This is a genomic window from Amycolatopsis sp. CFH S0740, from assembly GCF_004522315.1.
GTDB classification, from domain to species: Bacteria; Actinomycetota; Actinomycetes; order Mycobacteriales; family Pseudonocardiaceae; genus Amycolatopsis; species Amycolatopsis nivea.
This window is the reverse complement of the sequence record NZ_SDLS01000006.1, coordinates 225542-249704: the sequence shown is the minus strand read 5'-3', so window position 1 is coordinate 249704 and position 24163 is coordinate 225542. Positions and strand designations below refer to the sequence as shown.

Annotated in this window: 25 protein-coding genes and 1 pseudogene; 2 read left to right on the top strand and 24 right to left on the bottom strand. The window is 67.6% G+C overall.

The window, feature by feature from the left end:
- Positions 1-65: 65 nt before the first annotated feature.
- Both EIZ45_RS47355 and EIZ45_RS46460 read right to left on the bottom strand, forming a co-directional pair.
- Positions 66-191 carry a hypothetical protein gene (locus EIZ45_RS47355; RefSeq protein ID WP_255409804.1) on the bottom strand — a complete coding sequence of 42 codons (126 nt, stop codon included), beginning with the start codon at positions 189-191 and terminating at the stop codon, positions 66-68.
- A gap of 51 nt (positions 192-242) precedes the next feature.
- A complete protein-coding gene (locus tag EIZ45_RS46460; protein WP_205669935.1) occupies positions 243-479 on the bottom strand; it encodes a hypothetical protein in 237 nt (78 codons plus the stop codon).
- A gap of 220 nt (positions 480-699) precedes the next feature.
- On the opposite strand from EIZ45_RS46460, the gene EIZ45_RS13605 reads away from it, so the two are divergent.
- Positions 700-1170, top strand: a complete 471-nt coding sequence (locus tag EIZ45_RS13605) for a MarR family winged helix-turn-helix transcriptional regulator (RefSeq protein WP_134663284.1) — start codon at positions 700-702, stop codon at positions 1168-1170.
- On the opposite strand, the gene EIZ45_RS13600 is transcribed toward EIZ45_RS13605, so the two are convergent.
- The 14 genes and pseudogenes from EIZ45_RS13600 to EIZ45_RS13540 form a co-directional block, all read right to left on the bottom strand.
- Entirely contained in the window at positions 1171-1977 is an 807-nt protein-coding gene (locus tag EIZ45_RS13600; RefSeq protein ID WP_134663285.1) for a nucleoside-diphosphate kinase, read from the bottom strand.
- Positions 1974-2804 (bottom strand): spermidine synthase, encoded by an 831-nt coding sequence (locus EIZ45_RS13595; protein WP_134663286.1) that lies wholly within the window; start codon positions 2802-2804, stop codon positions 1974-1976. The genes EIZ45_RS13600 and EIZ45_RS13595 overlap by 4 nt, the downstream gene beginning before the upstream one ends.
- Entirely contained in the window at positions 2801-3178 is a 378-nt protein-coding gene (speD, locus tag EIZ45_RS46795) for an adenosylmethionine decarboxylase (protein WP_240690651.1), read from the bottom strand. The genes EIZ45_RS13595 and speD overlap by 4 nt, the downstream gene beginning before the upstream one ends.
- 75 nt (positions 3179-3253) lie before the next feature.
- Positions 3254-4225, bottom strand: a pseudogene (locus EIZ45_RS13590) (type III PLP-dependent enzyme); the annotation flags it as partial.
- A 120-nt stretch (positions 4226-4345) separates the two neighbouring features.
- Positions 4346-5116: an aminoglycoside N(3)-acetyltransferase gene (locus tag EIZ45_RS13585; RefSeq protein ID WP_240690645.1), complete on the bottom strand. Its 771-nt coding sequence runs from the start codon at positions 5114-5116 to the stop codon at positions 4346-4348.
- A gap of 116 nt (positions 5117-5232) precedes the next feature.
- Positions 5233-6423 (bottom strand): cytochrome P450, encoded by a 1191-nt coding sequence (locus EIZ45_RS13580; RefSeq protein ID WP_134663288.1) that lies wholly within the window; start codon positions 6421-6423, stop codon positions 5233-5235.
- Positions 6424-6437: 14 nt separating this feature from the next.
- Entirely contained in the window at positions 6438-7253 is an 816-nt protein-coding gene (locus EIZ45_RS13575) for an ABC transporter permease (protein WP_037812077.1), read from the bottom strand.
- Entirely contained in the window at positions 7250-8209 is a 960-nt protein-coding gene (locus EIZ45_RS13570) for an ATP-binding cassette domain-containing protein (protein ID WP_134663289.1), read from the bottom strand. Before EIZ45_RS13570 ends, EIZ45_RS13575 begins: the two co-directional genes overlap by 4 nt.
- Positions 8210-8230: 21 nt before the next feature.
- On the bottom strand, positions 8231-9076 hold the full coding sequence (locus EIZ45_RS13565) for a DUF4097 family beta strand repeat-containing protein (protein WP_037812081.1): 846 nt from the start codon (positions 9074-9076) through the stop codon (positions 8231-8233).
- Between the two features lie 78 nt (positions 9077-9154).
- Complete coding sequence (locus EIZ45_RS13560; RefSeq protein WP_134663290.1) at positions 9155-9676, bottom strand: YlcI/YnfO family protein; 522 nt, start codon at positions 9674-9676, stop codon at positions 9155-9157.
- Positions 9677-9906: 230 nt separating this feature from the next.
- Positions 9907-10311, bottom strand: coding sequence for a MerR family transcriptional regulator (locus EIZ45_RS13555; protein ID WP_043839387.1), 405 nt, complete (start codon positions 10309-10311; stop codon positions 9907-9909).
- 42 nt (positions 10312-10353) lie between these two features.
- Positions 10354-11586 (bottom strand): iron uptake transporter deferrochelatase/peroxidase subunit, encoded by a 1233-nt coding sequence (gene efeB, locus EIZ45_RS13550; RefSeq protein WP_167754327.1) that lies wholly within the window; start codon positions 11584-11586, stop codon positions 10354-10356.
- Between the two features lie 19 nt (positions 11587-11605).
- Positions 11606-13639, bottom strand: coding sequence for an iron uptake transporter permease EfeU (gene efeU, locus EIZ45_RS13545; RefSeq protein WP_043839389.1), 2034 nt, complete (start codon positions 13637-13639; stop codon positions 11606-11608).
- A gap of 76 nt (positions 13640-13715) precedes the next feature.
- A complete protein-coding gene (locus tag EIZ45_RS13540; RefSeq protein ID WP_043839390.1) occupies positions 13716-14285 on the bottom strand; it encodes a TetR/AcrR family transcriptional regulator in 570 nt (189 codons plus the stop codon).
- A 71-nt stretch (positions 14286-14356) separates the two neighbouring features.
- Between EIZ45_RS13540 and EIZ45_RS13535 the strand changes: the two genes are divergently transcribed.
- Positions 14357-14947: a dihydrofolate reductase family protein gene (locus EIZ45_RS13535; protein ID WP_043839391.1), complete on the top strand. Its 591-nt coding sequence runs from the start codon at positions 14357-14359 to the stop codon at positions 14945-14947.
- Positions 14948-15079: 132 nt separating this feature from the next.
- Here EIZ45_RS13535 and EIZ45_RS13530 read toward each other — a convergent pair whose 3' ends face one another.
- From EIZ45_RS13530 to EIZ45_RS13495, 8 genes are all read right to left on the bottom strand, one after another.
- Positions 15080-15892: an aldo/keto reductase gene (locus EIZ45_RS13530; protein ID WP_134663292.1), complete on the bottom strand. Its 813-nt coding sequence runs from the start codon at positions 15890-15892 to the stop codon at positions 15080-15082.
- A gap of 14 nt (positions 15893-15906) precedes the next feature.
- Positions 15907-17085: an MFS transporter gene (locus EIZ45_RS13525; protein ID WP_134663293.1), complete on the bottom strand. Its 1179-nt coding sequence runs from the start codon at positions 17083-17085 to the stop codon at positions 15907-15909.
- A gap of 879 nt (positions 17086-17964) precedes the next feature.
- Positions 17965-19215, bottom strand: coding sequence for an alpha/beta hydrolase (locus EIZ45_RS13520; RefSeq protein ID WP_134663294.1), 1251 nt, complete (start codon positions 19213-19215; stop codon positions 17965-17967).
- Positions 19208-19462, bottom strand: coding sequence for a hypothetical protein (locus tag EIZ45_RS13515; protein WP_043839400.1), 255 nt, complete (start codon positions 19460-19462; stop codon positions 19208-19210). The genes EIZ45_RS13520 and EIZ45_RS13515 overlap by 8 nt, the downstream gene beginning before the upstream one ends.
- A gap of 1 nt (position 19463) precedes the next feature.
- Positions 19464-20102: a VOC family protein gene (locus tag EIZ45_RS13510; RefSeq protein ID WP_037812098.1), complete on the bottom strand. Its 639-nt coding sequence runs from the start codon at positions 20100-20102 to the stop codon at positions 19464-19466.
- A gap of 13 nt (positions 20103-20115) precedes the next feature.
- The gene (locus EIZ45_RS13505; protein WP_134663295.1) at positions 20116-20874 is read right to left on the bottom strand and encodes a maleate cis-trans isomerase; all 759 of its coding nucleotides are present in this window, start codon (positions 20872-20874) and stop codon (positions 20116-20118) included.
- Positions 20871-22400: an FAD-dependent monooxygenase gene (locus EIZ45_RS13500; protein WP_134663296.1), complete on the bottom strand. Its 1530-nt coding sequence runs from the start codon at positions 22398-22400 to the stop codon at positions 20871-20873. Before EIZ45_RS13500 ends, EIZ45_RS13505 begins: the two co-directional genes overlap by 4 nt.
- Entirely contained in the window at positions 22397-24067 is a 1671-nt protein-coding gene (locus EIZ45_RS13495) for a (2,3-dihydroxybenzoyl)adenylate synthase (RefSeq protein WP_240690646.1), read from the bottom strand. The genes EIZ45_RS13500 and EIZ45_RS13495 overlap by 4 nt, the downstream gene beginning before the upstream one ends.
- Positions 24068-24163 lie beyond the last annotated feature (96 nt).

The window sequence follows — 24163 nt, the reverse complement described above, 5'->3', positions numbered from 1 at the left end:
GTCACCGACCGGTCACTCGTGTTGTTACCACTTGTCACGCAGCGGATTCCTCCGTGCGTGCGGTGTTACTGGCAGGCTTCGCAGTCCGGGTCGTCGATCCGGCAGGCGGCGCCGTCGACGAGCGGGAAATCGAAGTCGTCCAGAACGGGAACGACCGCGGCGGACTCTTCTGGCGTAGTGGGAGCAGACATATCCGTTGTAGCGCCCAAGATCGCCGAACATTCCGTGACGCCCGCCACAGCTCAGGCGACCCAGCCCGGAAGAATCTTGTCCCCGTCCGCCGTCGCACAGGCCGGCACCACACCCGTCCGATACACCCGCGTGCTCCCCGGCGCACACGCGATCGCCACCATGCCGCTCCGCGCGTCCGCCCGCACCTGCCGCTCCGCGTCCGCAGGCAGTACCACCGTCTCCCCCTCCTGCACCGCCTCAACGACACCGCCCACGGTGATCTCCGCCGCGCCCCGAGGATCGTCCACACCTGCTCGGTATCGAACGCGTGCACCGGCCCGACCGCGCCGGGCGCCATCTCGACTCTCCAGACCGCCTGCTGACTGCCGCCCTGCGTCGGCGAAGCCAACGTCGTCATCACCGCGTTGGGCGTCTCGGTCCGACGGCTGTCCCGGATCACTGTCATGCTGCTCTCCCCGTTAAGATAGACAATCAGGTTGTCCATATAGTCAACGAGGTTGTCTACCTATGTCAAGCGATCCACCCGGATACGAGCTGCCGCTGCGCCTGCTGTTCGCCTTCCGCAGCCTGATCGACGACCTGCACGCCGAGCTGGCGAAGCAGGGCCACCCCGGCCTGCGCCCGATGCACGGTTTCGTCTTCCAGGCAATCGGCCCGTCCGGCACCACCGCCGTGGAACTGGGCCGCACGCTCGGGGTCACCAAGCAGGCCGCGGGCAAGACGATCGACACCCTGGAGCGGCTCGGATACGTCCACCGAGAACGCGACCCCGAGGACGGTCGCCGCATGCTGGTGCGCCTGACCGACCGCGGTCTCGACTGCCTGACCAAGTCCGCACACATCTTCGACCAGTTGCGGGCTGAGTGGGCTGAGACCTTGGGCGCCGGGCGGTTGCGGTCGATGGAAGAGGATCTGCGGAAGGTCGCTTCGCCGGAATCGGCAAGGCTGGATCTGCCGGGGTGGTTCTCCGGGCATTGATCACGCGTTGTGCGTGTCGATGACCAGCCTCTCGAGCTGCGAAACGAAGACGCCGCGCTCGGCAAGCACAGCCTGATCCGGCGGCGCTCCGGCTAGCTCTCCGAGCCCGAGGCTGGTGAGCCGCCGCTGGATCGCCGGATTCGCCCGCTTCGCTGCCCGCCGCCGTTCACCACTGGTCCGGCACTCAGTGATCCGGTGATGCTCGTCTTCCAGGGCGGCTTGGAGGCCCGCATCGGCAGGCGCGAACTGCTGTGCGATCCGCCGCCGGATGCGATTCACCACTGCGGGGCAGGAAATCGCCTCCCAGCCATGGGTCGCGGGAAGACTGGCGCGCACCGCCGCCGCCCCGCGCAGCATCCCGGACACCGCGTCCGCACGGTACCGCTCAGCAGTCTCCGGACCGACCAAAATGGACAGTTCGCGCAGCGCATTGGCTCGATCGTCCGGGCAGTGCAGGAGATTGAGAATGACGTTCTCCCCGAGGTACCGCACCGTCCCCGGCTCCGCCGCGTCCGGCCGGGTCGCGCCCTTGCAGCGCGTCAACGTCGCGCAAGCGTCCCCGTCGGCACGATGCAGCAGGAGCAAACACGCCGCTCCTGAACCGTAAAGCCGCGCGAACGGATCGTTCTCCAGATCAACCGCTTCCGACGCCCGGTACACCCGCATCATCGTCGGCAGATCCAGCTGAAGCACCCGACCCGTCACCACGACGAAGCCGTTGCGCTGCACCAGATCCACAACGGAATCGAACGCTTCACTGACCACTCCGTCCGGAGTGATCAGCGCGAACGTCCACACATCCGTCACCGGCGAAGGCTGATCGGCGGAACCGTCGCCCCGCGCAACGTCAGCGCGTCGACCGACACCGGGCGGTACGGCATCGTCTCCAACCGCGCCACCATGGTCTCCAGCGGCGCTTCCACGTCCGTCCCGAAGAAAAACGCCCATTCGTGCTCCGGCGACCCGAAGTAAACCGGCGTCGGGAAGACCTCCTCGAAGCGGCGCCAGCATTTCACCAAGGTCGAGTTCCGCCACAACGTCGGACACCCGCCCTGATACGCGACCACCCCACCAGGCGTCAGCAACGACCGGCACTGCTCCAGGAACTCCTTGCCGTACAACCGATTGTGCTGAGCATCGGTGCCGTCCTGCTCATCCGGCAGATCGACCAGCACCACGTCGTACTTCTCCGCACAGGCGTGGACGTACTCCCACCCATCGACGTAATGCACCCGAACCGGCCCCTCGCCACGCTCCGCCCGAGCCAGCTCAGCCGACGTGTACCCGTACGGAAGATGCTCCGCACACAGCCGAACCGCCTCGGCGTCGATGTCCACGTGATCGACCGAAGCCCCCGCCTCGGCCGCGATCTGGCACACCACACCTTCGCTGGACCCGACGACCAACACCCGGTCCACAGTGGACGCCAGGAGCAACGCCGGAACCAGCAACGCCTCGTGATATACCAGCTGACTGAACTCGGTGCTCTGCCGCTCGTCGTCGCAGAACAGCGAAATCCCCTGCGTTGTCTTGCCGATCACCAGGTGCTGATAGGCAGTCCGCGTGTCGACCAGCACGTCCGAGACGTGCCACGTCCGGGTCAGTCCCGCGCCGACTGGTTCCTCGATGTTCAACTGTCTTCCTGTCCTCTGTGGATAGTAGTGACCCGCGAAACGCTCGCGCCGAGCAAGTCCCGCAACAACTGAACCGCCTGCTCCGGATCCGCCGTGTGCCCGCACGTGAACACATCCACGAACGCCGACCCGCGCTCCGGATACGTGTGGATCGAAGCGTGCGACTCCGACAGCAACGCCATCGCCGTCACCCCGTGTGGTTCGAACTGCTTGTACGTCAGCTCGCACACTGTCGCGCCGGCCTTGTCCAGCACTCGTTCCAAGCTCTCGCACAGAAACGCCGGATCGTCGAGCAGCTCCGCGGACACTCCGGAGAACTCAGCCAGCACATGCCGTCCAGCGAATTCCCCGACCCCGCCGTGCTCCCCTCCGATGAAGTATGACCGCAGCGGCGGAAACCCGTTGAACGACACCGAAGAATAGCTTTGCGTGTACGCTCCAGCGTCCGGAATATCGACGTAATCCCCAGCCCGCAACGCCAACGGCAACCGATACGGCGTGCGCTGATAAAGCACGTCGTCCCCGTCGCACGTCGGCCCCGCAACCACAACAGGCCCATCCGGACCGCCGTCATGTGCGGTGACCAACCGGTACGCGATCGCCTCGTTCTCCGTCTCGGCGAGCCCGCCGTACCGGCCGATGTCGAGATACACCCAACGCTTCTCATCCGCTGCGGACTTGCGCGACACCAGCACGACCTCGCTGCGAATCACCCCAGCCGACGCCACCACCACCCGCCCCGGCTCGAACGACAACTCAGGCGCCACCGCGAAATGCCGCCCGAGGGCGTCGCGAATAACCGCCGCGTACTCCTCCAACGGCGGCGGCTCAGTCCGATAGCCGACAGGAAACCCACCGCCGATATTCAACCCCCGCAAGGAAACCCCGCGCTCCGCAACCGCACGAGTCACCTCGCCCGCGGCAGCGATCCCGACTTCCCAAGCCCGCGGATCGACATGCTGCGACCCAACGTGAAACGCGACCCCCTCCGGATCCAGCCCCAGCCCCGCCGCCCGAACCAGCAGGTCGACCGCCATCTCGGGAGCACAGCCGAACTTGCGCCCGAACGGCGTCTGCGATCCAGGACTGTCCACCAGAATCCGGCACGAGACCGTCGCCCCCGGCGCGAACTCCGCGATCTTCTCCAGGTCCTCGAGGCTGTCGAAGGTAAACCGCCGCACCCCCACGCGATGCGCGAACTCGATGTCCCGAGCCTTCTTCACCGTGTTGCCGTAAGACAGCAACTCGGGCCGCACCCCTTGCGCGAGACACAACTCGATCTCCTCGCGCCCCGCGACATCGAACCCGACCCCCGCCTGCCGAAGAACCCGCACGACCTCCGGCGCCGGATTAGCCTTGACCGCGTAGTACATCCGCGCTTCCGGCAGCACCCGCCCAAGCCGCTCGCAGTTCCCGCGCACCACGTCAAGGTCCACGACCAGACACGGCGTCGACGGCTGCCGCTCCTCCAGGAACGCCCGGCAACGCTCCAGCACCTGCGAGAACCCTTCAGTCACAACGCCCGAGTATAGGTGCCGGCTTCACCGAAGCAGCTCCGCGAGCCTGCGCCGCGCGAACCCTACGAACGGTACACAGTCCATTACTTGACACTCCGCGCTCCCGATCTTCCCCCGCCGGACGCCGCCCGTCGCCTCGAATTCCGCCCCGACCTGAGGAAAGAAGCGCCCGTTGTCGTCCCCGACGTCGTCGGTCCGCACCCACACCCGCTCCCCGTCCACCAGGTACGGAAACCGCCGAACCTTCCGCCGATGATGCGGGACCAGCGATTCGGCGTAGTGCAAGAACGAGTTCCGGTCGTGCCCGACCCCGAGCAACAAGATCCGCGCGCGCTCCCGGTACAACCACTCGAACGGCGACCCCCGCCCCACCGCATACGCCAGCGGTTGCCGACCAGCAACCTCCGCCGCCCGCGCCCCCACCGCCGCTACCGACGCCTGCGGATGCCGGCTGCGACAGCTCCCCTCCCACCCCAGCACCGCGTTGGGAATCGCCCCCATCGGCGTCGCCAGCCCCTCATGAAACAGCGGCACCCTCCCCCGCGCCTCGTCCACCTCGACGTCCCCCGCCCCCACACACTCCGGAAACGGATCCGCCACCTGCGGCGTAAACGCAGGCACCACCACCGTCCCCTCGGGCCCCACCGCCCGCAACACCCCTCGCACCACCGCATCCGCCCCGCCATCCACGTCCCCCAACGCAGACAACGACGAATGCACAATCACCACCCCGCCAAACGAAACCCCCAACTCCCGAACCCCCGCACACACCACATCCGCGTCAACCACACCCACAACCGCCACCAACCGTCATAACTCACCAAGACGACCACTCCACCCCCATCCCCTCGCCCCCGCCGCAGTTAACAATCAAAAGCGAGGGAGCCAACGCAACCACAACCGACCCGAACTCACCAGGCGACCGGCAACCGCGAAACCCCATAAATATTCTGCAACTCAGGCCGCAAAACAACCTCCCCCGCCACCCGCAGCTCCGGAAACCGCCGCACCAAAGCAGGCAACGCCACGGTCATCTCCACCCGAGCCAACTGCTGCCCCAAACACTGATGAATCCCATGCCCGAACCCGACATGCCCCACCGCGCCCCGCCGCACATCGAGCTCATCCGGCCGCTCGAACTTCAGCGGATCCCGATTAGCCGCCTGCACCGACAGCACCACCGACTCCCCAGCCCGGATAACCTGCCCGCCGACCTCGACATCCTCCAGCGCCGCCCGCACCCCGGTATGCGCGATGGACAGATACCGCATCAACTCCTCAACCGCCCCGCCAGAAGCCTCCGGCTCATCCCGCACCGCCGCCCACTGCTCCGGATGGCGAAGCAACGCATAAGTCCCCAACGCCAGCATGTTCGCCGTGGTATCCAGCCCTGCCGCCAGCAGGAACGTCCCCAGCCCCGCCAATTCCTCGTCGGTCAGGTCACTGCCGGTCAGGTCGCTGAACAGATCGTCCGTGGGCGCGGCCCGCTTAGCCGGTACCAGCGAAGCCACATACTCCTGCAGCTGTCCATAAGCAGTCATCCTCTCCGCTTCGGAAAGATCGACATCACTGATCGCCGCGGCATACCCCAGAAACGAAGCCCGATCCGAATAAGGCACCCCGAGCAGTTCGCAAATCATCACCGCGGGAACCGGATACGCGTAAGCTTCGAGCAGATCGACCCCCGGCCCGGCCTTCTCCATCGCGTCCAGATACTCGTCGGCGACCTCGGCCACCCGGTCGCTGAGCAACCGCATCCGCCGCACCGTGAACTTGCCCGTCAGCAGTTTCCGGAACCGCGTGTGCTCCGGCGCGTCGAGTCCCGTCATATCCCCCACCGGAGCCGGTGGCAATTCCGGGAACTGCTCCATCCCGGGAAACGGGTAGTGCCACAATTCGTACCGACTGCTGAACCGCTGGTCCGCCAGGATCGCCCGGACCTCCGCGTGCCCGGTGGCCAGCCAGCCGACGTGCCCGTCCGGGAACGCCATCCGCGTCAGCGGAGCCCGGTCCCGCACCGCGGTCAGCGACGGCGGAGGATCGAACGGGCATCCCCGCGCCCGCCCCATCGGAACCCCTTGCACGATCTCTTCGCCAGTCATCCCCCATGCCCCCTTCAGTGTGCGTATTCGCGATTGAAAAGCTTCTTGGACCAGAGATAGCCGCCGACGCCCATCACGGCGCACCAGCCGAGCGCGAACCACAGGTGGTTGCCCAGCGGCTTGTCGAGCAGCAGCGCACGCAGGGTCTCGATGATCGGCGTGAACGGCTGGTACTCGGCAAACCACCGCAGCGCACCCGGCATCGAGTCGGTCGGCACGAACCCGCTGCCGAGGAAAGGCAGGAGCAGCAACGGCATCGGCGTGTTGCTCGCCGATTCGACGCTCTTGCTCACCTGTCCGAGCGCGACACACAGCCACACCAGCGCGAGCGCCACCACCACCAGGAATCCGACCGCCGCGAACCACGAACCGACCCCGGCGGCGGGCCGGAACCCGACCAGCAAGGCGACCCCGGTGACGACCACGAGCCCGAACAACGCTTGCAGCACACTGCCGAGCACATGCCCAGTCAGCACCGAAACCCGCGCGATGTGCATGGTCCGGAACCGGGCGATGACCCCCTCGGTCAGGTCCATCGCCACCGAAATCGCCGTTCCCTGCACGGTGGCGGTAATGGTCATCAGCAGAATCGTCGGCGCGACGAAGTTGGCGTACTCGGCTCTGCCTCCGCCCGCGCCGCCTAACCCCGCGCCTAGAGTGCCGCCGAAAACGTAGACGAACAGCAGCAGGAACACGACCGGCATGCCGACCAGCATGATCGTCAGCGACGGATACCGGAGCATGTGCTTGAGATTCCGGCGCAGCATGGTCAGCGAATCGCGCACCGGGTGGAACCGCAGATCCGGGCCGGCGAGAACGGGAGCAGTCATCGGGAAGTCACCTTTTCGTCAGTGGGATTGCCAGTCAGGGCAAGGAAAACGTCGTCGAGATCAGGGGTGTGCACGGACAGTTCGCCGACCTTCACCGCCAAAGCGTCGAGCCGGTCGATCAACGCTTTGAGCGACTGCAAGCTGCCGTCGCTGGGCGCGCGCAGCACCAGCGCGTCGTTCTGCCGCGACGCCTCGCTCAGCGCACGCTGCGCCTCCGCGAGGTCTGCCTCTTCCTCGAAGCGCAATTGGACGTGGCCGCCGGGGATCTGGCGCTTCAACTCTTCCGCCGTACCCTCAGCGACAATCCGCCCGTGGTCGAGCACCGCGATCCGGTCCGCCAGTTCGTCGGCCTCTTCGAGGTATTGCGTGGTAAGGAAAATCGTGACCCCGTCGGCCACCAGTTTGCGCACGATCTCCCACATCGCCCGGCGGCTGCGCGGGTCGAGGCCGGTGGTCGGCTCGTCGAGGAAGATCACCTGCGGGCTGCCGACCAGCGTCAGCGCCAGGTCGAGCCGGCGCCGCATGCCGCCGGAGTACGTCGACACCGGCTTCTTCGCCGCTTCGACGAGATCGAACTGTTCGAGCAGCTCCGCCGTGCGCTGCCGCCGGGCGGTCCGGTCGAGGTGGTGCAGATCCGCCATCAGCAGCAGGTTTTCCTCGCCGGTCAGCAGATTGTCGACGGCGGAGAACTGCCCGGTGACCCCGATCGAAGCCCGCACCCCGTCCGCTTCCGCGACGAGGTCGTACCCGGCGACCTGCGCCGCACCGGCGTCGGCATTGATCAAAGTGGACAGAATCTTCACCGTGGTGGTCTTGCCCGCGCCGTTCGCGCCGAGCAGCGAGAAGACCGTGCCGCGGGCGACGGTGAGGTCGATGCCGTCGAGCACGACGTGGTCGCCGAAGGATTTGCGGAGTCCGGTCGCGGCGATCGCGGGCCGGGAATGGTTGCTGGACATAGGTTTCCCCTCAGATGTGAGTCAGGAGCGGTGGATGACGATCTCGCCGAACGCCGTGTGCCCGCGGACCTCGACGGTCTCCTTGGACTCGCCCGCGCCGGCCGACGTCTCCAGCTGGTTGCGGACGTGGCCGAAGTTGGTCTTCACGTCGAGCCAGGCCGCGGTGCCCTCGGCGATGCCGATCCGCAGGTCGCCGATCGCGCTCTCGAGCAGGACCGAACCGCGGACGACCTCGCCGAGCCGGATCGCCCCGTTGGACGTCTTCGCGTCGACCCCGGAACCAGCGTGCTCGACGGTGATGTCGCCGTTGGCCGCGCGCACCCGGACCTCGGCGCCGGCGGACTCGATCGTGGTTTCGCCATTGGAGTTCTTGACCGCGACGGTCCCGTCGATCTGCCCGAGCCGGACCTTCCCGGACGACGTGGAGACCTCGGCGTCGCCCGCGACCCCTTCGACCGTCACGTGCCCGACCGAGGTGTCGACGCGCAGCGGACCGGTGCGGTCGAGGCTGACGTTCCCGGCCGCGGTCTTGAACCGCGACTGTCCGAGCTGCCCGGTGCCCTGGAACGCACCCGCCTGCACCTCGGCGGTGACCCGCGAGCCGGTGGGCAGTTCGACCGTCACGTCGACCGAGCGGGTCTTGCGGGAGAAGTCGAACGCCCGCATCTTCGGGCCGGTGATGTGCAGCGTGCCGTTGCTGTAGTCGACGCGGACCTGCTTCGCGGTCTTCACGTCGGACGAGTCCGCCTCGTCGGTCGGCCGGACCTCGACGACCGTGTCGGCACGGTCGCTCGCGGCGAACCGGACCTGGCCGACGCCCAAGTCGAGGGTGACGGAAATCGGGTCGGGAGTGTCGAATTTAGGCATGGTTGTCCCCACATTTCGGATAGGTGTGCCGTCTCCGCAGGTCAGAGACGGGTGAAGGAGTGCGCGAAAAAGAGAGAGCTACCGGACCCAGCCGGTGAAGCTCTGCTTGGAAAACGTCCCGCCGGGCGGCTCGAACCGCTGCTCGCGTTCGGGCCGCTGCTGCAGCGCCGCGGTGGCCGCCCGGACGAGCCAGGCGTTGACCGAACGGCCCTCCTTGGCGGCGGCCTCCTCGACCGCGGCCTTGAGCTGTTCGGGCAGCCGCACGTTGATCCGCGCGGACGGACCGTCCTCGGAGAACAGCGGTTCGGCCTCCGGAGCCGGTTCCGCCGCGGGCGCCGGAGCCGGAGCGGGTTCGGCGGGCGGCGCGGTCACGACGAAGTTCGGGTCGCGGCCGCGCAGGCGCAGTTCGACCGAGCCGGGCGCGAGGTCCCGGGTGATCTCGTCGACGGCGCCGGACAGGGTGTCCAGGAGGGTCATCCGGATCGCCGATTCGAGCGATCCGGTCAGCCGCTCGACCAGCGCGCGTCCCTCTTCGCCGCCGGCCTCGGCCAGCGTCGCGAATTCCCGCCCGAGGTTGCTTACGTACGTGGTCAAGTTCATGGCACCACTATGGCACACGCTTGGCACCACCACAAGCCACCATGGCTCAGTTTGGCATCACCATGGCACCGAAATCAGCAAACCAGCAGCTCAAACCTGGTGCCATCTCGAGCAACCCCGTGCCGCTCCACGCCGGGCGAACGTACGTGAGGGGAACCCTCATTGACTCTGATTCCCTGAGGGTTCCCCTCACGCACTTCACCGGAACGACGCGACCTGGCCAGGCTCGGCTACTTGGCCGCCTTGGCCACCGGCAGCTCCACCCCGGCCCGGAACCCAGGGCACTCGTCCAGAGGACCGTCGTGCCGACACGTCATGAGGTGGTGCAGATAAGCCTGCGCGTCGAGCAGCCGCGTCACCTGCGCCTGGATCGACTCGATCCGGGCGGTGACCGTGCTCCGCCAGTCGCCGGACTGGCCGTGGACCCCGAGCAGCGCCGCGATGTCGTCGAGGCTCAGCAGGCCGGTTTCGCGCCAGGTGCGGATCAGCGCGATCCGGTAGAGCTGGTCCCGGTCGTAGAACCGCCAGCCGGAGCGGCGGCGCGGCTCGATCAGGCCGCAGCTCTCCCAGTAGTGCAGCGTCGACACCGGCACGTCGAAGCGCGCCGACACCTCGCCGATCGAGTACAGGTCCATACCTCATTGCACCGCACCTCGACCACTCGAAGCAAGGTTAGCCTAACCAAATAGCCCGCTAGCGTACCAGTCGGCCTGGTCGCGGACGCCGGGCAGCGTGAAGAAATAGCCGCCGCCGAACGGCTGGACGTAGTCCACCAGCGGTTCGCCGGCCAGCCGCTGCTGCACCGTCTCGAACTGCCGCCGCACGTCCTGCTGGTAGCAGACGAACACGTGCCCGGCCTGGAGTTCCCCGTTCGCGTCCACGCCGAGGTCGTAGTTGTAGGAACGGCGGACCAGGCGCTGGTTGTCGGTGGCGGGCGTGCGCGGGTTGGCCATGCGGATGTGCGAGGTCAACGGGATCACCGCGCCCTTCGGGTCGGCGGCGTAGTCCGGGTTGTCGGTCTCGGCGTTGCCGTCCAGCGGCGCGCCCGAATCGCGGCGGCGGCCGAACATCTTCTCCTGTTCGTTGATCGACACCCGGTCCCAGAACTCGACCAGCATCCGGATCAGCCGCACCACCTGGTAGCTGCCGCCGCGCGCCCACGCGGGTTCGGCCGGATCGCCGACCCACACCAGCCCGCTCGCCTCGCCGCCGACCGGATTCGCCGTACCGTCCTTGAACCCCAGCAGGTTCCGGCCCGCGCCGGACGGCCGCGGCGGCGGGTTGTAGCCGTGCATCTTCCACCGCAACTGCATCGCGCCGCGCGTGTGCCGGGTGAGGTCGCGCAGCGCGTGGTGCACCGTGTCCGGATTGTTGGCGCACAACTGGATCAGCAGGTCCCCGTGCATCCAGGCGGCTTCCGGCGCGTCGTCCGGGAAGATCTTCATCGGGGTCAGCTTTTTCGGTTTCCGCACAGCGAGACCGACGCGGTCGAAGAGGCTCGAGCCGAAGGAAACCGTGACGGTGAGACCGTCGGCGACGACGGACGGGCCGAGCACCTCGCTGTCCGACGGCGGCCGTCCGACGCCCAGATTCGGCGGCGTACCGCCGGTGGTGAGGAACCGGGCGCGGTCGGTGAGCGTGCGCAGGAGCGCGATCAGGTCCGTCTTCGAGCCGCTGAGCAGGTCGAATGCCACGAAGGCGGCGGAAGCCTGCTTTTCGGCCGGAGCCGGGGTGAGCACACCGGACTGGTTGGCGCCGTGGAACGGATACTCCGTCGCCGGGGTCGGCGCGGCGCCGGCGGAGCGTTCGTCTGCCTGTGCGCCGCCGATCAGCACGCCTCCGGTGAGCGCGGTGCCTGCCGCTCCGGCGGCCGCGCCTTTCAGGAAGTTGCGGCGATTGACGTTCGTCACTTCGGGATTCACCAGCCGATCAGTGGCTCGGGGGAACTTCGAGCAGAGTGGGCACCGCGGACAGCGTTTCGACGACAGCTCCGGCCGCGCCGTTCACCGCCTGCCGCTGGGCGAGAGTGGTGGGCGCGTGGTTGACCAGCGCCTCGTGCAACGTGGTGAGCTGCTTTTCCGCTGTCTGGACCAGATTGGGAGCGCGCTCGTTGAGCAGCGGGGTCAGCTCGACCAGCACCGTTCGGGTGACGTCGACGTCGGCATCCGTTGCGGGGTAAGCGGTTCCGCTGCCTTGATCGTCCATTCCGGACAGATGATCGCGGATCGCGTCTTCGAGGATTTCATGCGCTCGGATCGGCAGCTTCGTGGGATCGCCCGCGACGTCGTCAGTGGCGAGTTTTCCGCGCAGGGCCGTGAGGTCCTGGGTGAGCTGGTCGGCGACCGGGACCAGGGACGCCGGAGCCTGACCGTGCCACAAGCCGTACTCCAAGCGGTGCAACCCGGTGAAGCCGGGATCAGCTGCGTTGGCGGGCAACCCGTTGGGCAGGCCGTCGACCGCGGTACCCGCGTCGCCGAAGCTGTTGTAGGACGCGCCGACTCGCTCCCACGCGAGCTGCGCGGTCAGCCAATCCTTCTTCGCCGCTTCGGTGTTGTTCGCGGCCAGATCCGCGCGGACCGTGCCCACCGCGATCGACACCGTGCCGAGTTGCTGGGCTGCGTAAGCGAGATATTTCTGATTCGGGCCGGTGAGATCTTCAGTGGTGACCGGCTTGACCGGAGCCGGACCGTCGTTCGCCGCCCCACCGCTGACCTGCACCGGAGCCGACGCGGTGGTCGCCTGCCCGGACATCAGGCAGTGGAAGGTGTAGGAACCGTCGGCCAGCGTCGCGGACATCGTGGCACTCGTGGCCGGGCCGATCGTCTCGATCTCCGCGACGATTCCGCCGCTGCTGTCGTCGAGCCGGATCTCGCCTGCCTTCGCGGTTTTGTTGGTCACCGTGATGCTTTGCGTACCGGCCTGCGCGGACTTCCACTCCGGCGCGCAATCGTGCTCGGATACGGAGATCGTGGAACCCGTTGCGGCTTGGGGAAGTACGGCGATCACCAACGCGGCCACCGCGACCGGTGCCAGCACCAGCGCGCCCGCGACGATCGCGGTGTGCTTGCCCGCCAGCCGTTCCCACTTCCCCGCCGGCGCAGGTTCGCTTTCCGGCTTGCGCTCGAGGGGCTGCCGACCGGCCTTGACGAACAGCGGGAGCACGACGGCGAGGTAACCGAGCCAGGCCGTCACCTGCAGGACGGTCATCCGGGGCGTCAACTCGGTAACGCCGCTGATCAGCGAAACCCACCACGAGTTCGGGTCGAACGTGCCGGTGAGGTCGAAGGCGACCCAGCTCTGGCCGGGCAGCACGCCCCCGTCCTGGAGGTCGCCGAGGCCATAGGACAGAACGCCCGCCGCGATGACGATCAGCACGAATGCCGTGCGGCTGAAGAAAACGCCGAGGTTGAGCTTTACCGCGCGGCGGTAGAGCAGCCAGCACAGCAGGATCGCGAGACCGAGCCCGAGCGCCGCTCCGGTCAGCGGCGCGACCGTGGTGCCGGACGCTTTCACCGCCGTCCAGAGGAACAGCGTGGTCTCCAGGCCCTCGCGGCCGACCGCCAGGAACGCGGTGAGGGTAAGCGCGCCCGCGCCGATCGCCACCGCGCGTTCGACTTCGCCGCGCAATTGCGCGGAAAGCCCCATCGCGGTACGCCGCATCCAAAACACCATGCCGGTGACGAGGAATACCGCGAGCACGCTCAACGAGCCGCCGACGATCTGCTGCGCGCGCGAAGAAAGGACATCGGTGGAAAAGGTGAGAATTGTGGCGAAACTGCCCGCTACGGTCACCGCGCCCAGCACGCCCAGCCACACCGGAGCGGCCGAAACCGGCCCCGCTGTGCCCTCTTCCGGCCGCCGGATCTTGCGCAGCGCGGCCAGCAGGATGCTCACCACGAGGCCCGCTTCCAGCCCTTCGCGCAAGCCGATCATCAGGTTCGGAACCGCGTCTGCCCACTGCACGCAGATTACGATAGGCAAACCTAAATTAGCGGTCGAGAGCGGGCCGGGAAACGGTTCTTTTTCTCCCGGATAGTCCTTATTCGGGGCCGATGATCCGTTCGACCGCCTCGGTGATCAAGTGTTCCCGTTCCGCTTCGGAGAAAACGTCCGGCAAGGTCAGCTGTTCGACGATCAGCCAGTTCAGCGCGAGAATCAGCAGCTTGACCGCGGTGGCGTCGCCGGGCAGCCCGGACGCCAGGTGGTACGCGACGTTCCCCTCGACGTCGTCCCGGACCCGCTCCGTCAGCACCCTCCGCAATTCCGGCCGCCGAGTGGCTTCGAGGCGGAGCTCCAGCAACGCCAGATACCCGGTGCGGAACGCCGCGATCCGGCCGACCAGCTCACGCATCAGCTGGGCATACGACTCCCGGTCCCCGAGCCCCGGCGGCAGCGAGTCGTCCTCCGGCTGCAGCCGCTCGTACACCCGAGCCCCGGCCTGCGTGAAAAGCTCGTCACGATTGGCGAAGTAGTTCGACGCGGTGCCCGCGGGCACGCCGGCCTCCCCGTCAACCGCCCGGAACGTCAGCCCTCGCGCTCCCTCGCGCGCAAGCACCTCGATCGCCGCGTCGACGAGCGCAGCCCGCCGCTGGTCGTTCCTCCGCACCATTTGACACCACTCCAGCCGTAGTAGTATGTTTTAAACCACTTCATCCATAGTACTACAGACGGAGTTACCAGATGCGAAAGCTCGTGTACTACATCGCAGTCACCCTCGACGGCCGCATCGCCGGCCCCGCGGGCGAGTTCGACTTCTTCCCGCAGGGCGACGCCCAGCAGACCGCCGCTTACATGGGATTCATGAACACGCTGTACCCGGAAACCGTCCCGACCGCCTTCCGCGCCGGCGCCGGTGTCGAGGGCGCCCCGAACCGCCGGTTCGACACTGTCCTGATGGGCCGCGCGACCCATCAACTCGATCCGAGCGTCCCCAGTCCCTATGCGCACCTTCGCCAGTACGTCGTGTCGAGCACCCTGAAACCGGACCTCGACCCAGCAGTGACCGTCGTCCCCGGCGATCCGGTCGGCCTGGTGAGAGACCTGAAGACGGAGGAAACCGGAAAAGACATCTGGCTCTGCGGCGGCGGCAAACTCGCCGGGGCGCTGCTGCCGGAGATCGACGAAATCGTGTTGAAGAGCTACCCGGTAGTGGCCGGTGCGGGCATCCCGATGGTGGAGGGAGGGTTCGATCCGACGGTGTTTTCGGTGGCGGAACGGACGGCCTTCCCGAACGGGGTCACGGCGACCCGGCTCGTGCGGAACAGGCCGTGACCGGAGGCGTTTCGGGTGCCGAGCGGTCCGCCCGACGCCCGCAGCCGTCCGTGAAGGGCTCCTTGAGGGAATCTGATTCCCTCAAGGAGCCCTTCACGAACCTTGGCTGGAACAGAAGCCCGCAGCGATCCGTCAGTTGAACTGATCCGGGTCCGGCCCGGTGCGCAGGCCGCGGTCGGCGGTGGCGATGGCGGCGAGGTCGCTGTCGGTCAGGTCGAAGTCGAAGACGTCGAGGTTCTGGCGGATCCGGGCGGGCGTCACGGATTTCGGGATGACGATGTTGCCCAACTGCAGGTGCCAGCGCAGCACCACCTGTGCGGCGGATTTCCCGGTGCGCGCGGCGATTTCGACGATCGCCGGGTCGGTCAGGACGGCCCCCTGAGCGAGCGGGCTCCACGCTTCGGTCGCGATGCCGTGCTCGGCGTGGAAGGCGCGCAGTTCGGCCTGTTGCAGGCCGGGGTGCAGCTCGATCTGGTTGACCGCGGGCACGAGGCCGCTGTTGTCGAGCAGGCGGCGCAGGTGCGCGGGCTGGAAGTTGGACACGCCCGCGGCGCGGATACGGCCGTCCTTGGCGAGGTGTTCCAGGGCGCGCCAGGTGTCGAGGTAGCGGTCGCGGGCGGGGGTCGGCCAGTGGATCAGGTACAGGTCGACGTAGTCGAGACCGAGTTTCGCGAGGCTGGCGTCGAAGGCGCGCAGGGTGGAGTCGTAGCCCTGGTCTTCGTTCCACAGCTTGGTGGTGACGAAGAGGTCGTCGCGCGGGATCCCGGACTCGGCGATGGCGCGGCCGACGCCTGCTTCGTTGCCGTAGATCGCGGCGGTGTCGATGCTGCGGTAGCCGGCCTCGAGAGCGCTGCTCACCGCGGCAGTGGTCTGGTCGTCCGGGACTTGGAAGACGCCGAAGCCGAGTTGCGGGATTTCGACGCCGTTGTTGAGGCGGATCTTCATCGGTATTGCCTTTCTCAGTGCTGGACAAGGGGTTCGGGCACCGCGACGCGCGGTCGGCGTTCGAGGGCGGCCGACAAGACCGCGAGGCCGAGCGCGGAACCGGCGAGCGCGGCCCCGACCCAGTTCGGTGCTGTGTAACCGAATCCGGCGGAAATCACGACGCCGCCGAGCCACGCGGAGAGCGCGTTGCCGAGGTTGAACGCGCCGATGTTGACGACGGACGCGAGCGTCGGCGCGCCGTGCGCCTGGTCGAGAACGCGCTTCTGCAGCGGCGGCACGGTGGCGAAGCCGAGCGCGCCGATCAGCAGAATCGTTGCCGCGGCGAGGATTTTGCTGTGCGCGGTGACGGTGAACAGCGCCAGGACGATCGCGAGCCCGCCGAGGCTGACGTAGAGCATCGGCATGAGCTTGCGGTCGGCGAACCGGCCGCCGGTCAGGTTGCCGAGGAACATGCCGATGCCGAACAGCACCAGCAGCCAGGTCACCGCGCCCGAGGAGTACCCGGCGATCTCGGTCATCATCGGGGCGATGTAGGTGATCGCGGCGAAGACCCCGCCGAAACCGAGGACCGTCATGGCCATCGCGAGCACCACCTGAACGTTCCGGAACGCGGCGAGCTCCTTGCGCAAATGCGCCCCTTCGGGCCGGGGCAGGTCCGGCACCAGCTTCGCGACGCCGACGAGCCCAACAACGCCGAGCGCCGCGACGATCCCGAAGGTGACCCGCCACCCGACCGCCTGCCCGACGAACGTCCCGAGCGGCACGCCGACGATGTTGGCGACCGTGAGCCCGGTGAACATGATCGCGATCGCCCCGGCCCGCTTGTCCGGCGCGACGAGCTCCGCCGCGACGACCGAGCCGATCCCGAAGAACGCCCCGTGCGCAAGCGACGCGACAATCCGCCCAGCGAGCATGACCCCGAACGCGGGCGCGACCGCCGACAGCAGGTTCCCGGCGATGAACAGGCCCATGAGCAGCATGAGCATGGTCTTGCGATTGATCTTCGTGCCGAGAATCGTCATCACCGGCGCTCCGGCGACGACCCCGAGCGCGTAACCGGTCACCAGAAGGCCTGCGGACGGGATGGACACTCCGAAATCGGCGGCGATCTCGGGGAGAAGGCCCATGATCACGAATTCGGTGGTGCCGATCCCGAACGCGCCGATGGCCAGCGCTACCAGTGCTAGTGGCATGAGCCCGCGTCTCCTTGGTCTGCGTGTTGGTGCTGTTTGTCGGCCTTCGCAATAGTTGCATACGCGGCATGTTGTTGGCGCTTGTTGTTGATGAGGGTCACAGTTGGGGGTGGCCTTGAGACGGCATGGGTGCGGAACCGGGGTTGCGAGCGCGTGAGCGGTCTCCGCGCGCCAATGCACTGCGCCAGTCCGCGGGGGTTCTTGCCGGGGTATCGACTGCGGCGAGAGAGGTGTCGGCTGCAGTGGGGTTTGACTGCAGCGAGAGAGGTGTCAACTGCGGCGAGGTGTCGATTGCCGGATGTCGCTTGCCCGCAGACTGCAGCCGACTGTATGCAATCGACTGGGATGCCGTTGACTGGTCGACAGGTGACCGGCAGACACGCGACTGGCAGACACGCGACTGGCGGACACGCGACTGGCAGGCAGGCGGCTGGCGACTGGCGGCTGGCGACTGGCGACTGGCGGACAGACGACTGGAATCCTGCTCACTGTCTCCGGTAGATGAGCCGCCGGATTCGACCGGATCCGATCGGCAGAATCCATTCCGGGCCTGCCGTGTCCGCGCGCCGCCCGTCGACGGTATGCAATCAACTATCGGTGCATGGTCAGGCGACCGTATGCAATCGACTTGGATATCGGTGGTCAGTCGGCAGATCAACGACCGTCCGGTGTTGGAGCGGCGGCCCGGGACTCCCGTCGCCTCCTGATCGCAGCGGCCGGATCGCAGGCCCTCGGGGAAGCGAAAGTGCGCCGGTCCTCCCCACGGGAGAAGACCGGCGCACAGAAGAAAGAATTCAGGGAAAACAAGCGAACCCACCAGGAGAAGGCAACCCAACTCACCTCGCCGCGAGCGAACCCGCCAGGAGCAAGCAGCCCGGCTTACCGCACCGCGAGCGCGCCTGCTGGGAAGCGCTCCCCCAGCCACCGGCCCATTTCCGCGCCGGCGAGGGTTGCGCCTGAGGTCATGCCCTCGTACAGAGGGGCGCCGAAATGCCTGCCCGGCACCCGAACATGCGTGGTGTCTGACGCGCCGCTCAAGTCGTGGAAGCGTTTGGCGTCGGCAGGGAAGCACGCCTGATCGCCAGTCAGTTCGACCAGCAGCGTCGGCACCTTCACGTCCGGCAGGCAGCCGGCCAAGTCTGCGTTGCTCGAGATAGCCGACCAGGTCGACAGCCAGGAGTCCGGAGTCGTCAGGCGGCCGAAGCCGAGCACGCCGTAATTGGTCAGGTCCGGGCGGCGGCCGAATAGCGAACCGTATGGGCGGTCGTTGTGGTCCAGTGACAGGTCGACTGAACGCAGGTCCGCGTCGGTGCGGTAGACGGTTAGCACTCCGGTCGCCAGGGCGCTCCGTCGGTCCTCTGGGTCTTTGGAGGTGGCGTAGCGACGCCGCGCGGTGGCCGATTCCTCTGCCAGTTCCCGGGCTCGTTCGTCGATTCGGGCGACGCGGTCGTACTGGGCCGAGCGGTACGCCGTGATGAAATCCGCGGAGTACGTCGAGGATTCCGGTGGGGTGGCGAAACCGTTCGCGGGGAGGTAGGGGTCCAAGGCCGGTGAAGCTGAGCGGGGGTCTTGTTCGTCGGTGACCGAGGGGTCGATCAGGCGCAGCAGCAAAGCGCCCTGGCCGGGATGCGGGGCCATCATGAGGAAACCGTCGGCGACGGGCATTTCGGACTCAGGGAGAGGGACGGGTTTTCCGCTTGGGGCGCAGTGGAGTCGGGCGGATGGAGGCAGGGCGGCCTGCTGTAAGTAGAAAGCAGCCAAGGCTGCGCCGCCGGAGTGTCCGATGAGGACTACTGACGGGAAGCCCGCGGAGCGCAGGAAGACGTGTCCGGCTGCCATGTCCAGTAGGGCTTGTTCGTGCAGCAGGGTGAGGTCGTTGCCGACGGTGCGGGTGCCTTGGGTCCATACCGCATAGCCTTGGGCTAGCAGTTCGGGAACCAGGACGTGGTGGGAGAAATCCTGCCGGGGATGCATCAGGAACGCCACTGTGGAGGCACCGGGGACTGTCCTAAGCAGACCGTTGACTGTCGCGCCGTCGGAGGTGGTGAGTTGGTGGGCGGTCGTGGTGGTCGCCTCGGGGAGGGAGGCGGGGGCCAGGTAACGGCCCGCGCCTAGGCCGTTTTCAGGCATGGGGGCGCCTTTCGATCCGCAGCGCGTTCTTGTCGTGCTGAGTGATCACGGACCCTTCCAGACCGGCGATCGCGCTGTACCAAACGGCGTGCCGACAGCCCGTCGCGCGGCGGTCGATGACGATCGTTTCCGGGGCGCTGATTCGGAAGTACGGGCCGATCCGGTCGACCGTATTGCCGTCGTCTTGGCGGGCCACGGCGAGGACACCTTCGTTTTCCGGCACGTCTAGGACATAGAAACGCGCCACGTCAGACCATCTCCTTCCCCGCGGGCTCCCACGAAGCCGCTTCCTCGACGATCAGTTCTGCTTTGCGCGTAAGCAGTTTGTCCATCGACGGGTCCTCGCCCGAAGCGACATCGCACAACGCGCGCAGGGTCAGTTCCGCGTCGAGATCCTCCTGCGGCGTCACTGGACGCAAGGCTCGGGTGATTTCTACCATGTAGCCGTTCGGGTCGTGGGTGTAAATGGATTCGATGGTTTCGTGCATCACCTGCATTTCCACCGGCCATTCGGATTCGTCCAGGCGACGGCGATATTCCAGCAGATCTTCCTCGTCGGCGACGTTGATCGCCAAATGCCTGCTGTCGGCGAAGAACTTCGGCGTGCCGTGCGGCAGCCGGGCCCACGCGTCGCCCGGGGCGGTTTGGTCGCCTGCTGGTTCCCAGCCGAAGTAATAGAAAAAGGCCAGGCGGTCGCCGCCGCCGATGTCGAAGAAGAAGTGGATGAAGTCCGGGTGTTTCTCCGGGCCCCAGCCCGCGGCGCAGATCGAGTGGACGATCGGGAAATTGAGCACGTCGCGGTAGAACCGGACGGTGGCGACCGGGTCGAAGGTCGGGAAGGCGGCGTGGTCGACCCCGCGCACGCGGTGCACTGGCTTGTCAGTCATGCGGAAACTCCTTTCAGGCCTGGACTTTGGCGTCGGCGCGCAGCAGCGAACCCGCGCCGGGCAGGTCGACCGGAAGGCCGAGGCTGCGCAGGATCGAGTACGCGCCGGCGGTGGCGGCGGAGAGCACGGGCAGCCCGAATTCGTCCTCCGCGGGCTGGATCAAGTCGAGCGACGGCATCTGGACACAGCACGACAGCACCAGCGCGTCGCTGTCCCGGAGGTCGAGTTCGCGGGCGGCAGACAGCACATTGTCGCCCGGTATACAGCCGACCTCCGTATTGTCCGCGACGCCCAGCGCACGCCAGCCGGTGATCGTGAAGCCCTCGGCCTCCAGGTACTCGACCACAGTGCGTGCGACCGGTTCGGTGTACGGCATGACGAGCGCGACGCGGTTGGCTTCAAGATCCTTCAGCGCGCGCACCAGCGCACCGGCGCTGGACAGGACTTTGGCGTCCGCGCCGCCGAGCGCGAGTTGCTCGGCGATCCGCAGCTCCGTGTCCCGATGTGCCCCGACGCCGGACGCCATCACCGCGACGAGGCAGGCGTAGAGGAGCACGTCCGTCCGCGCGTCGCCGATCTCCAGGACGCAACGCTCGCGCTGAGCGTTCATCGCGCGCAGCTGCTCAGGCGTCACCGCGTGCATGCGCATTCGGCTGGAGTGAAAGGAAAACTCGACGTCCGCCACCCGCTGGAGCAGCCGCGGCAGCTCCGTTTCGACGGTGACGTTCGAACTCGGCACGATCAGCCCGACGCGCCGGGAAGTGCTGGTCACGAATTCCTCCTGGGAAAGTCTTCAAAGACTGCGAAATCGGCCCGGCCGGCACCGATCGAGGTCGCCGCGAAGGCCCGCGCGGATTCGGGGAGCTGCACGCCGACGCAGCGGCTGGTCTGCAGGCGAAGCCGCTCGGCAAGGTCGACCCTTGCCCAGAACTCCTCCGCGGCTCCGGTGAGCAGCAGCGGACCGGAACCGCGACCAGCGCGGGCGACCGTGTCGTCGGCGGGCTCGCTCCACACGTCCGGCTCGGTCCAGGAAAGCTCTTCGACCGGGCCGAGGTCCGCACGCGTGGTGACCCGCGACGGAAGCTGGAACCCGTTGCCCCGCAGCGGTTGTGCGAGCACCCATTCCTCCGGGTCGCCGGTCGGTGCCGAACCCAGCCACTCCAGCGCGGCGCGCACGACCTCGGGTTCGGACCTGGCGTAGTCGGCCATCGTGATGTTGCCCGAACGCGTCATGTAGGACAGGCCGAGCCGTTCGGCCGACCAGTCCGCCCGCCACCGGTAGGAGTCCCACCACCGCTGACTGCGGCCGGCGAGCTGCTTGAACCGCTCCACCGCCGGTCGTCGCGCCTGTTCGTACGCGGCGAACGCGGCGGACGGCGAGCTCTCCCCCGTCAACGCCCCGGCCAGCGCGATCGCGTCTTCCAGCGCCAGCTTGGTGCCCGAGCCCAGCGTGTAGTGCGCGGTGTGCGCGGCATCGCCGAGCAGCACGACGTTCCCGCTGTGCCACCGGTCGAGGCCGAGGTTGACGAACCGGCTCCAGCGAGTGCGGTTCGTGAGCAGCTCGCCGCCGCGAAGCTGGTCCGAGAGCACGTTTTCCAGCAGCCGAACGCTTTGCCGGTCCGTTTCGCCGGGACCGGTCGCCGCGTCGAACTCAGCGAGACCGGCGCTCGTCCACGTCTCGTCGTCCACTTCGATCAGGAAAGTGCTGCGATCTTCCGCGTACGGATAAGCGTGGGTGACGAACAGCTCGGGCCCCCGCCGAGCCGCGGCGAAGAAGGCCGACGACGCGGCGAACGGGGCACCGCACCACACGTACCGCGTCCGTCCGAGGGTGGTGCGGACGCCGAGTTCCGCGCTGAGTTTGGTGCGCGTCGCGCTGCCGACCCCGTCCGCGGCGATGACGACGTCGCCGGTCACGGTGCCGAGATCGGCGCGCGACCCGGCGCGGTATTCGACGCCGACCTCGGTCGCCGCTTCTCGCAGCACCCGCAGCAGCTCCGCCCGGCCGACCGCGAGATTGCGCGCGCCGTGCAGGCACACTGACCGGTCGGGAGCATCGAAGCGCAGTTCGTGCCCGACGTAGCTGACCACCCGGACCCGGTCCGCGGTCTCCGGATCGGCCTGTTCGAGGTTGCGCATGGTGGCCTCGGTGAGCCCGACCCCGAACCCGAACGTCGCCCGCGACGCGTCCGTCCGCTCGTGGACGACGACCTCCAGACCCGGGTCGTTGAGTTTCAGCAGCCGGGCGGCATACAGCCCGCCAGGTCCGCCCCCGATTACGTTCGCGCGCCGGGTCACCGGGCACTCCCTTCGGCCAGTTTCGCTTGCACGTCCGCGCGCAGCCGGTTCTTCGCGACCTTGCCGACGTTCGTCAACGGCAGCGCCGGCACCACCTCGACGCGTTCGGGCAGCTTGTACTTCGCGAGCCCGCGGCTGAGCAGATGCGCGCCAAGGGTTTCCACCGTCAGCGGCTCGGCGCCGTCCTCGAGCACGAGGTACGCGCACGCTCGTTCGCCCAGCACCGGATCGGGCATCGCGACGAGCGCGGCAGTGACCACGTCCGGATGCTGAACAATGATCTCCTCCACCTCCTCGGCGAAAATCTTCTCGACGCCGCGGTTGATGACGTCCTTGATCCGCCCGTCGATCGAGTAGCTGACGCCCTTCGCGCTGACGTGCCGCCGGGCCAGGTCGCCGGTGCGGTAAAACCCGTCGGGCGTGAACGCGGTCTTGTTGTGCTCCTCGGCGCGGTAGTAGCCGCGGATCGTGTACGGCCCGCGCGCGGCGAACTCGCCGACCTCTCCGTCCGGGACTTCGCTTTCGGACACCGGGTCGAGAATCCGGATCTCGTCCGCCGCGGAGATCGGCGCACCGACGGTGTGGTGCCGCACGTCCTCGTCCGCGCCGGCGGGCGTGACCAGGAACATCCCTTCGGCCATCCCGAACATCTGCCGGATCCGGATGCCGAGCTCGTCCCGCAACCGCTCGGCGACCTCCACCGGCAACCGCTGCCCGCCGACCACGAAATCCCGCAGACAGGACAGGTCCGCCGCCTGTGCCCGCGGCGATTCGAGAAGCCGCACGGCAAGCGCGGGCGGCACGAGCGGAAGCACGTCCGGCCGGTGCTCGGCGATGAGGTCGAGCAGCGTGTCGACGTCCGCGGAGGGAGCGAGAACGAGCGTCGCTCCGGTGAGGATCGCGGGCTGCAGCGCGAGCGAGATACCCGCGTTGTGCATGAGCGGCAACGGATACAGCACCCGCGAGTGCTCGTCCATCGCCATCGAGGCCGCCCAGGCACGAGCGTTGTAGGCGTACTCCTCGTGCAACCGCGGCGCGACCTTCGGCAGCCCCGTCGTCCCGCCGGAAAGCTGGAACACCGCGGGCCGGGCAAGGTCAACATCCAAGTAGGGCAACGGTTCCCGCACTTGTTCAGCCACGAGCCGCGAGTACGACGGCGTATCTCCGAGCGCCTCGCCCCGGCACACGACGACGTCGGAGACGGCCCCGTCCGCCAGCAACTGCTCAGCCTGCTTGCGCAACCGCCCGTCCCGGAAATCGGCCTGCGCGATCAGCGTCCGAGCCCCGACGTGCGCCGCGAGCAACCCGATCTCGCGAGTCCCGTGCTGCGGCAAAGTACAGACCGGCGGCGCGGCAGCGAACAAACACCCGAGGTACGCGACGACGGTCTCCGCCACGTTCCCCATCTGGAACACCACCGGCTCCCCCGGACGGACCACACCCGACCCGAGCAGCCCCGCCGCGAACCGCGACGCAGTGTCGAAAAGCTCGTCGTACGACCACGCCACACCCTCGGAAACGAGCGCGGTACGGCCACCGTGCCGACGAGCCGCGGCCAGGAGTTCAGCAGGCAGGGACTGCCCCGCCCACAACCCGGCACGCCGATAAGCAAGCACGCTGACCTCGTCGAACGGGGCCACTGGTAGTGCAGCTGGAGGCAACGTCATGCAGCCAAGGTAAGCCGCCAGAGCGCAGAATTCAATATCTGTGTCGAACTTTCGACACTCATGTCACAGCGCGAGGTTCGTGAGGGCCACCCTCAC

Excerpts from the sequence above, each read along its gene's own strand:
- EIZ45_RS47355 (WP_255409804.1), bottom strand. The coding sequence starts at position 191 with ATGTCTGCTCCCACTACGCCAGAAGAGTCCGCCGCGGTCGTTCCCGTT.
- EIZ45_RS13605 (WP_134663284.1), top strand. The coding sequence starts at position 700 with ATGTCAAGCGATCCACCCGGATACGAGCTGCCGCTGCGCCTGCTGTTC.
- EIZ45_RS13580 (WP_134663288.1), bottom strand. The coding sequence starts at position 6,423 with ATGACTGGCGAAGAGATCGTGCAAGGGGTTCCGATGGGGCGGGCGCGG.
- EIZ45_RS13575 (WP_037812077.1), bottom strand. The coding sequence starts at position 7,253 with ATGACTGCTCCCGTTCTCGCCGGCCCGGATCTGCGGTTCCACCCGGTG.
- EIZ45_RS13570 (WP_134663289.1), bottom strand. The coding sequence starts at position 8,209 with ATGTCCAGCAACCATTCCCGGCCCGCGATCGCCGCGACCGGACTCCGC.
- EIZ45_RS13565 (WP_037812081.1), bottom strand. The coding sequence starts at position 9,076 with ATGCCTAAATTCGACACTCCCGACCCGATTTCCGTCACCCTCGACTTG.
- EIZ45_RS13560 (WP_134663290.1), bottom strand. The coding sequence starts at position 9,676 with ATGAACTTGACCACGTACGTAAGCAACCTCGGGCGGGAATTCGCGACG.
- EIZ45_RS13555 (WP_043839387.1), bottom strand. The coding sequence starts at position 10,311 with ATGGACCTGTACTCGATCGGCGAGGTGTCGGCGCGCTTCGACGTGCCG.
- EIZ45_RS13540 (WP_043839390.1), bottom strand. The coding sequence starts at position 14,285 with ATGGTGCGGAGGAACGACCAGCGGCGGGCTGCGCTCGTCGACGCGGCG.
- EIZ45_RS13535 (WP_043839391.1), top strand. The coding sequence starts at position 14,357 with ATGCGAAAGCTCGTGTACTACATCGCAGTCACCCTCGACGGCCGCATC.
- EIZ45_RS13530 (WP_134663292.1), bottom strand. The coding sequence starts at position 15,892 with ATGAAGATCCGCCTCAACAACGGCGTCGAAATCCCGCAACTCGGCTTC.
- EIZ45_RS13525 (WP_134663293.1), bottom strand. The coding sequence starts at position 17,085 with ATGCCACTAGCACTGGTAGCGCTGGCCATCGGCGCGTTCGGGATCGGC.
- EIZ45_RS13520 (WP_134663294.1), bottom strand. The coding sequence starts at position 19,215 with ATGCCTGAAAACGGCCTAGGCGCGGGCCGTTACCTGGCCCCCGCCTCC.
- EIZ45_RS13510 (WP_037812098.1), bottom strand. The coding sequence starts at position 20,102 with ATGACTGACAAGCCAGTGCACCGCGTGCGCGGGGTCGACCACGCCGCC.
- EIZ45_RS13495 (WP_240690646.1), bottom strand. The coding sequence starts at position 24,067 with ATGACGTTGCCTCCAGCTGCACTACCAGTGGCCCCGTTCGACGAGGTC.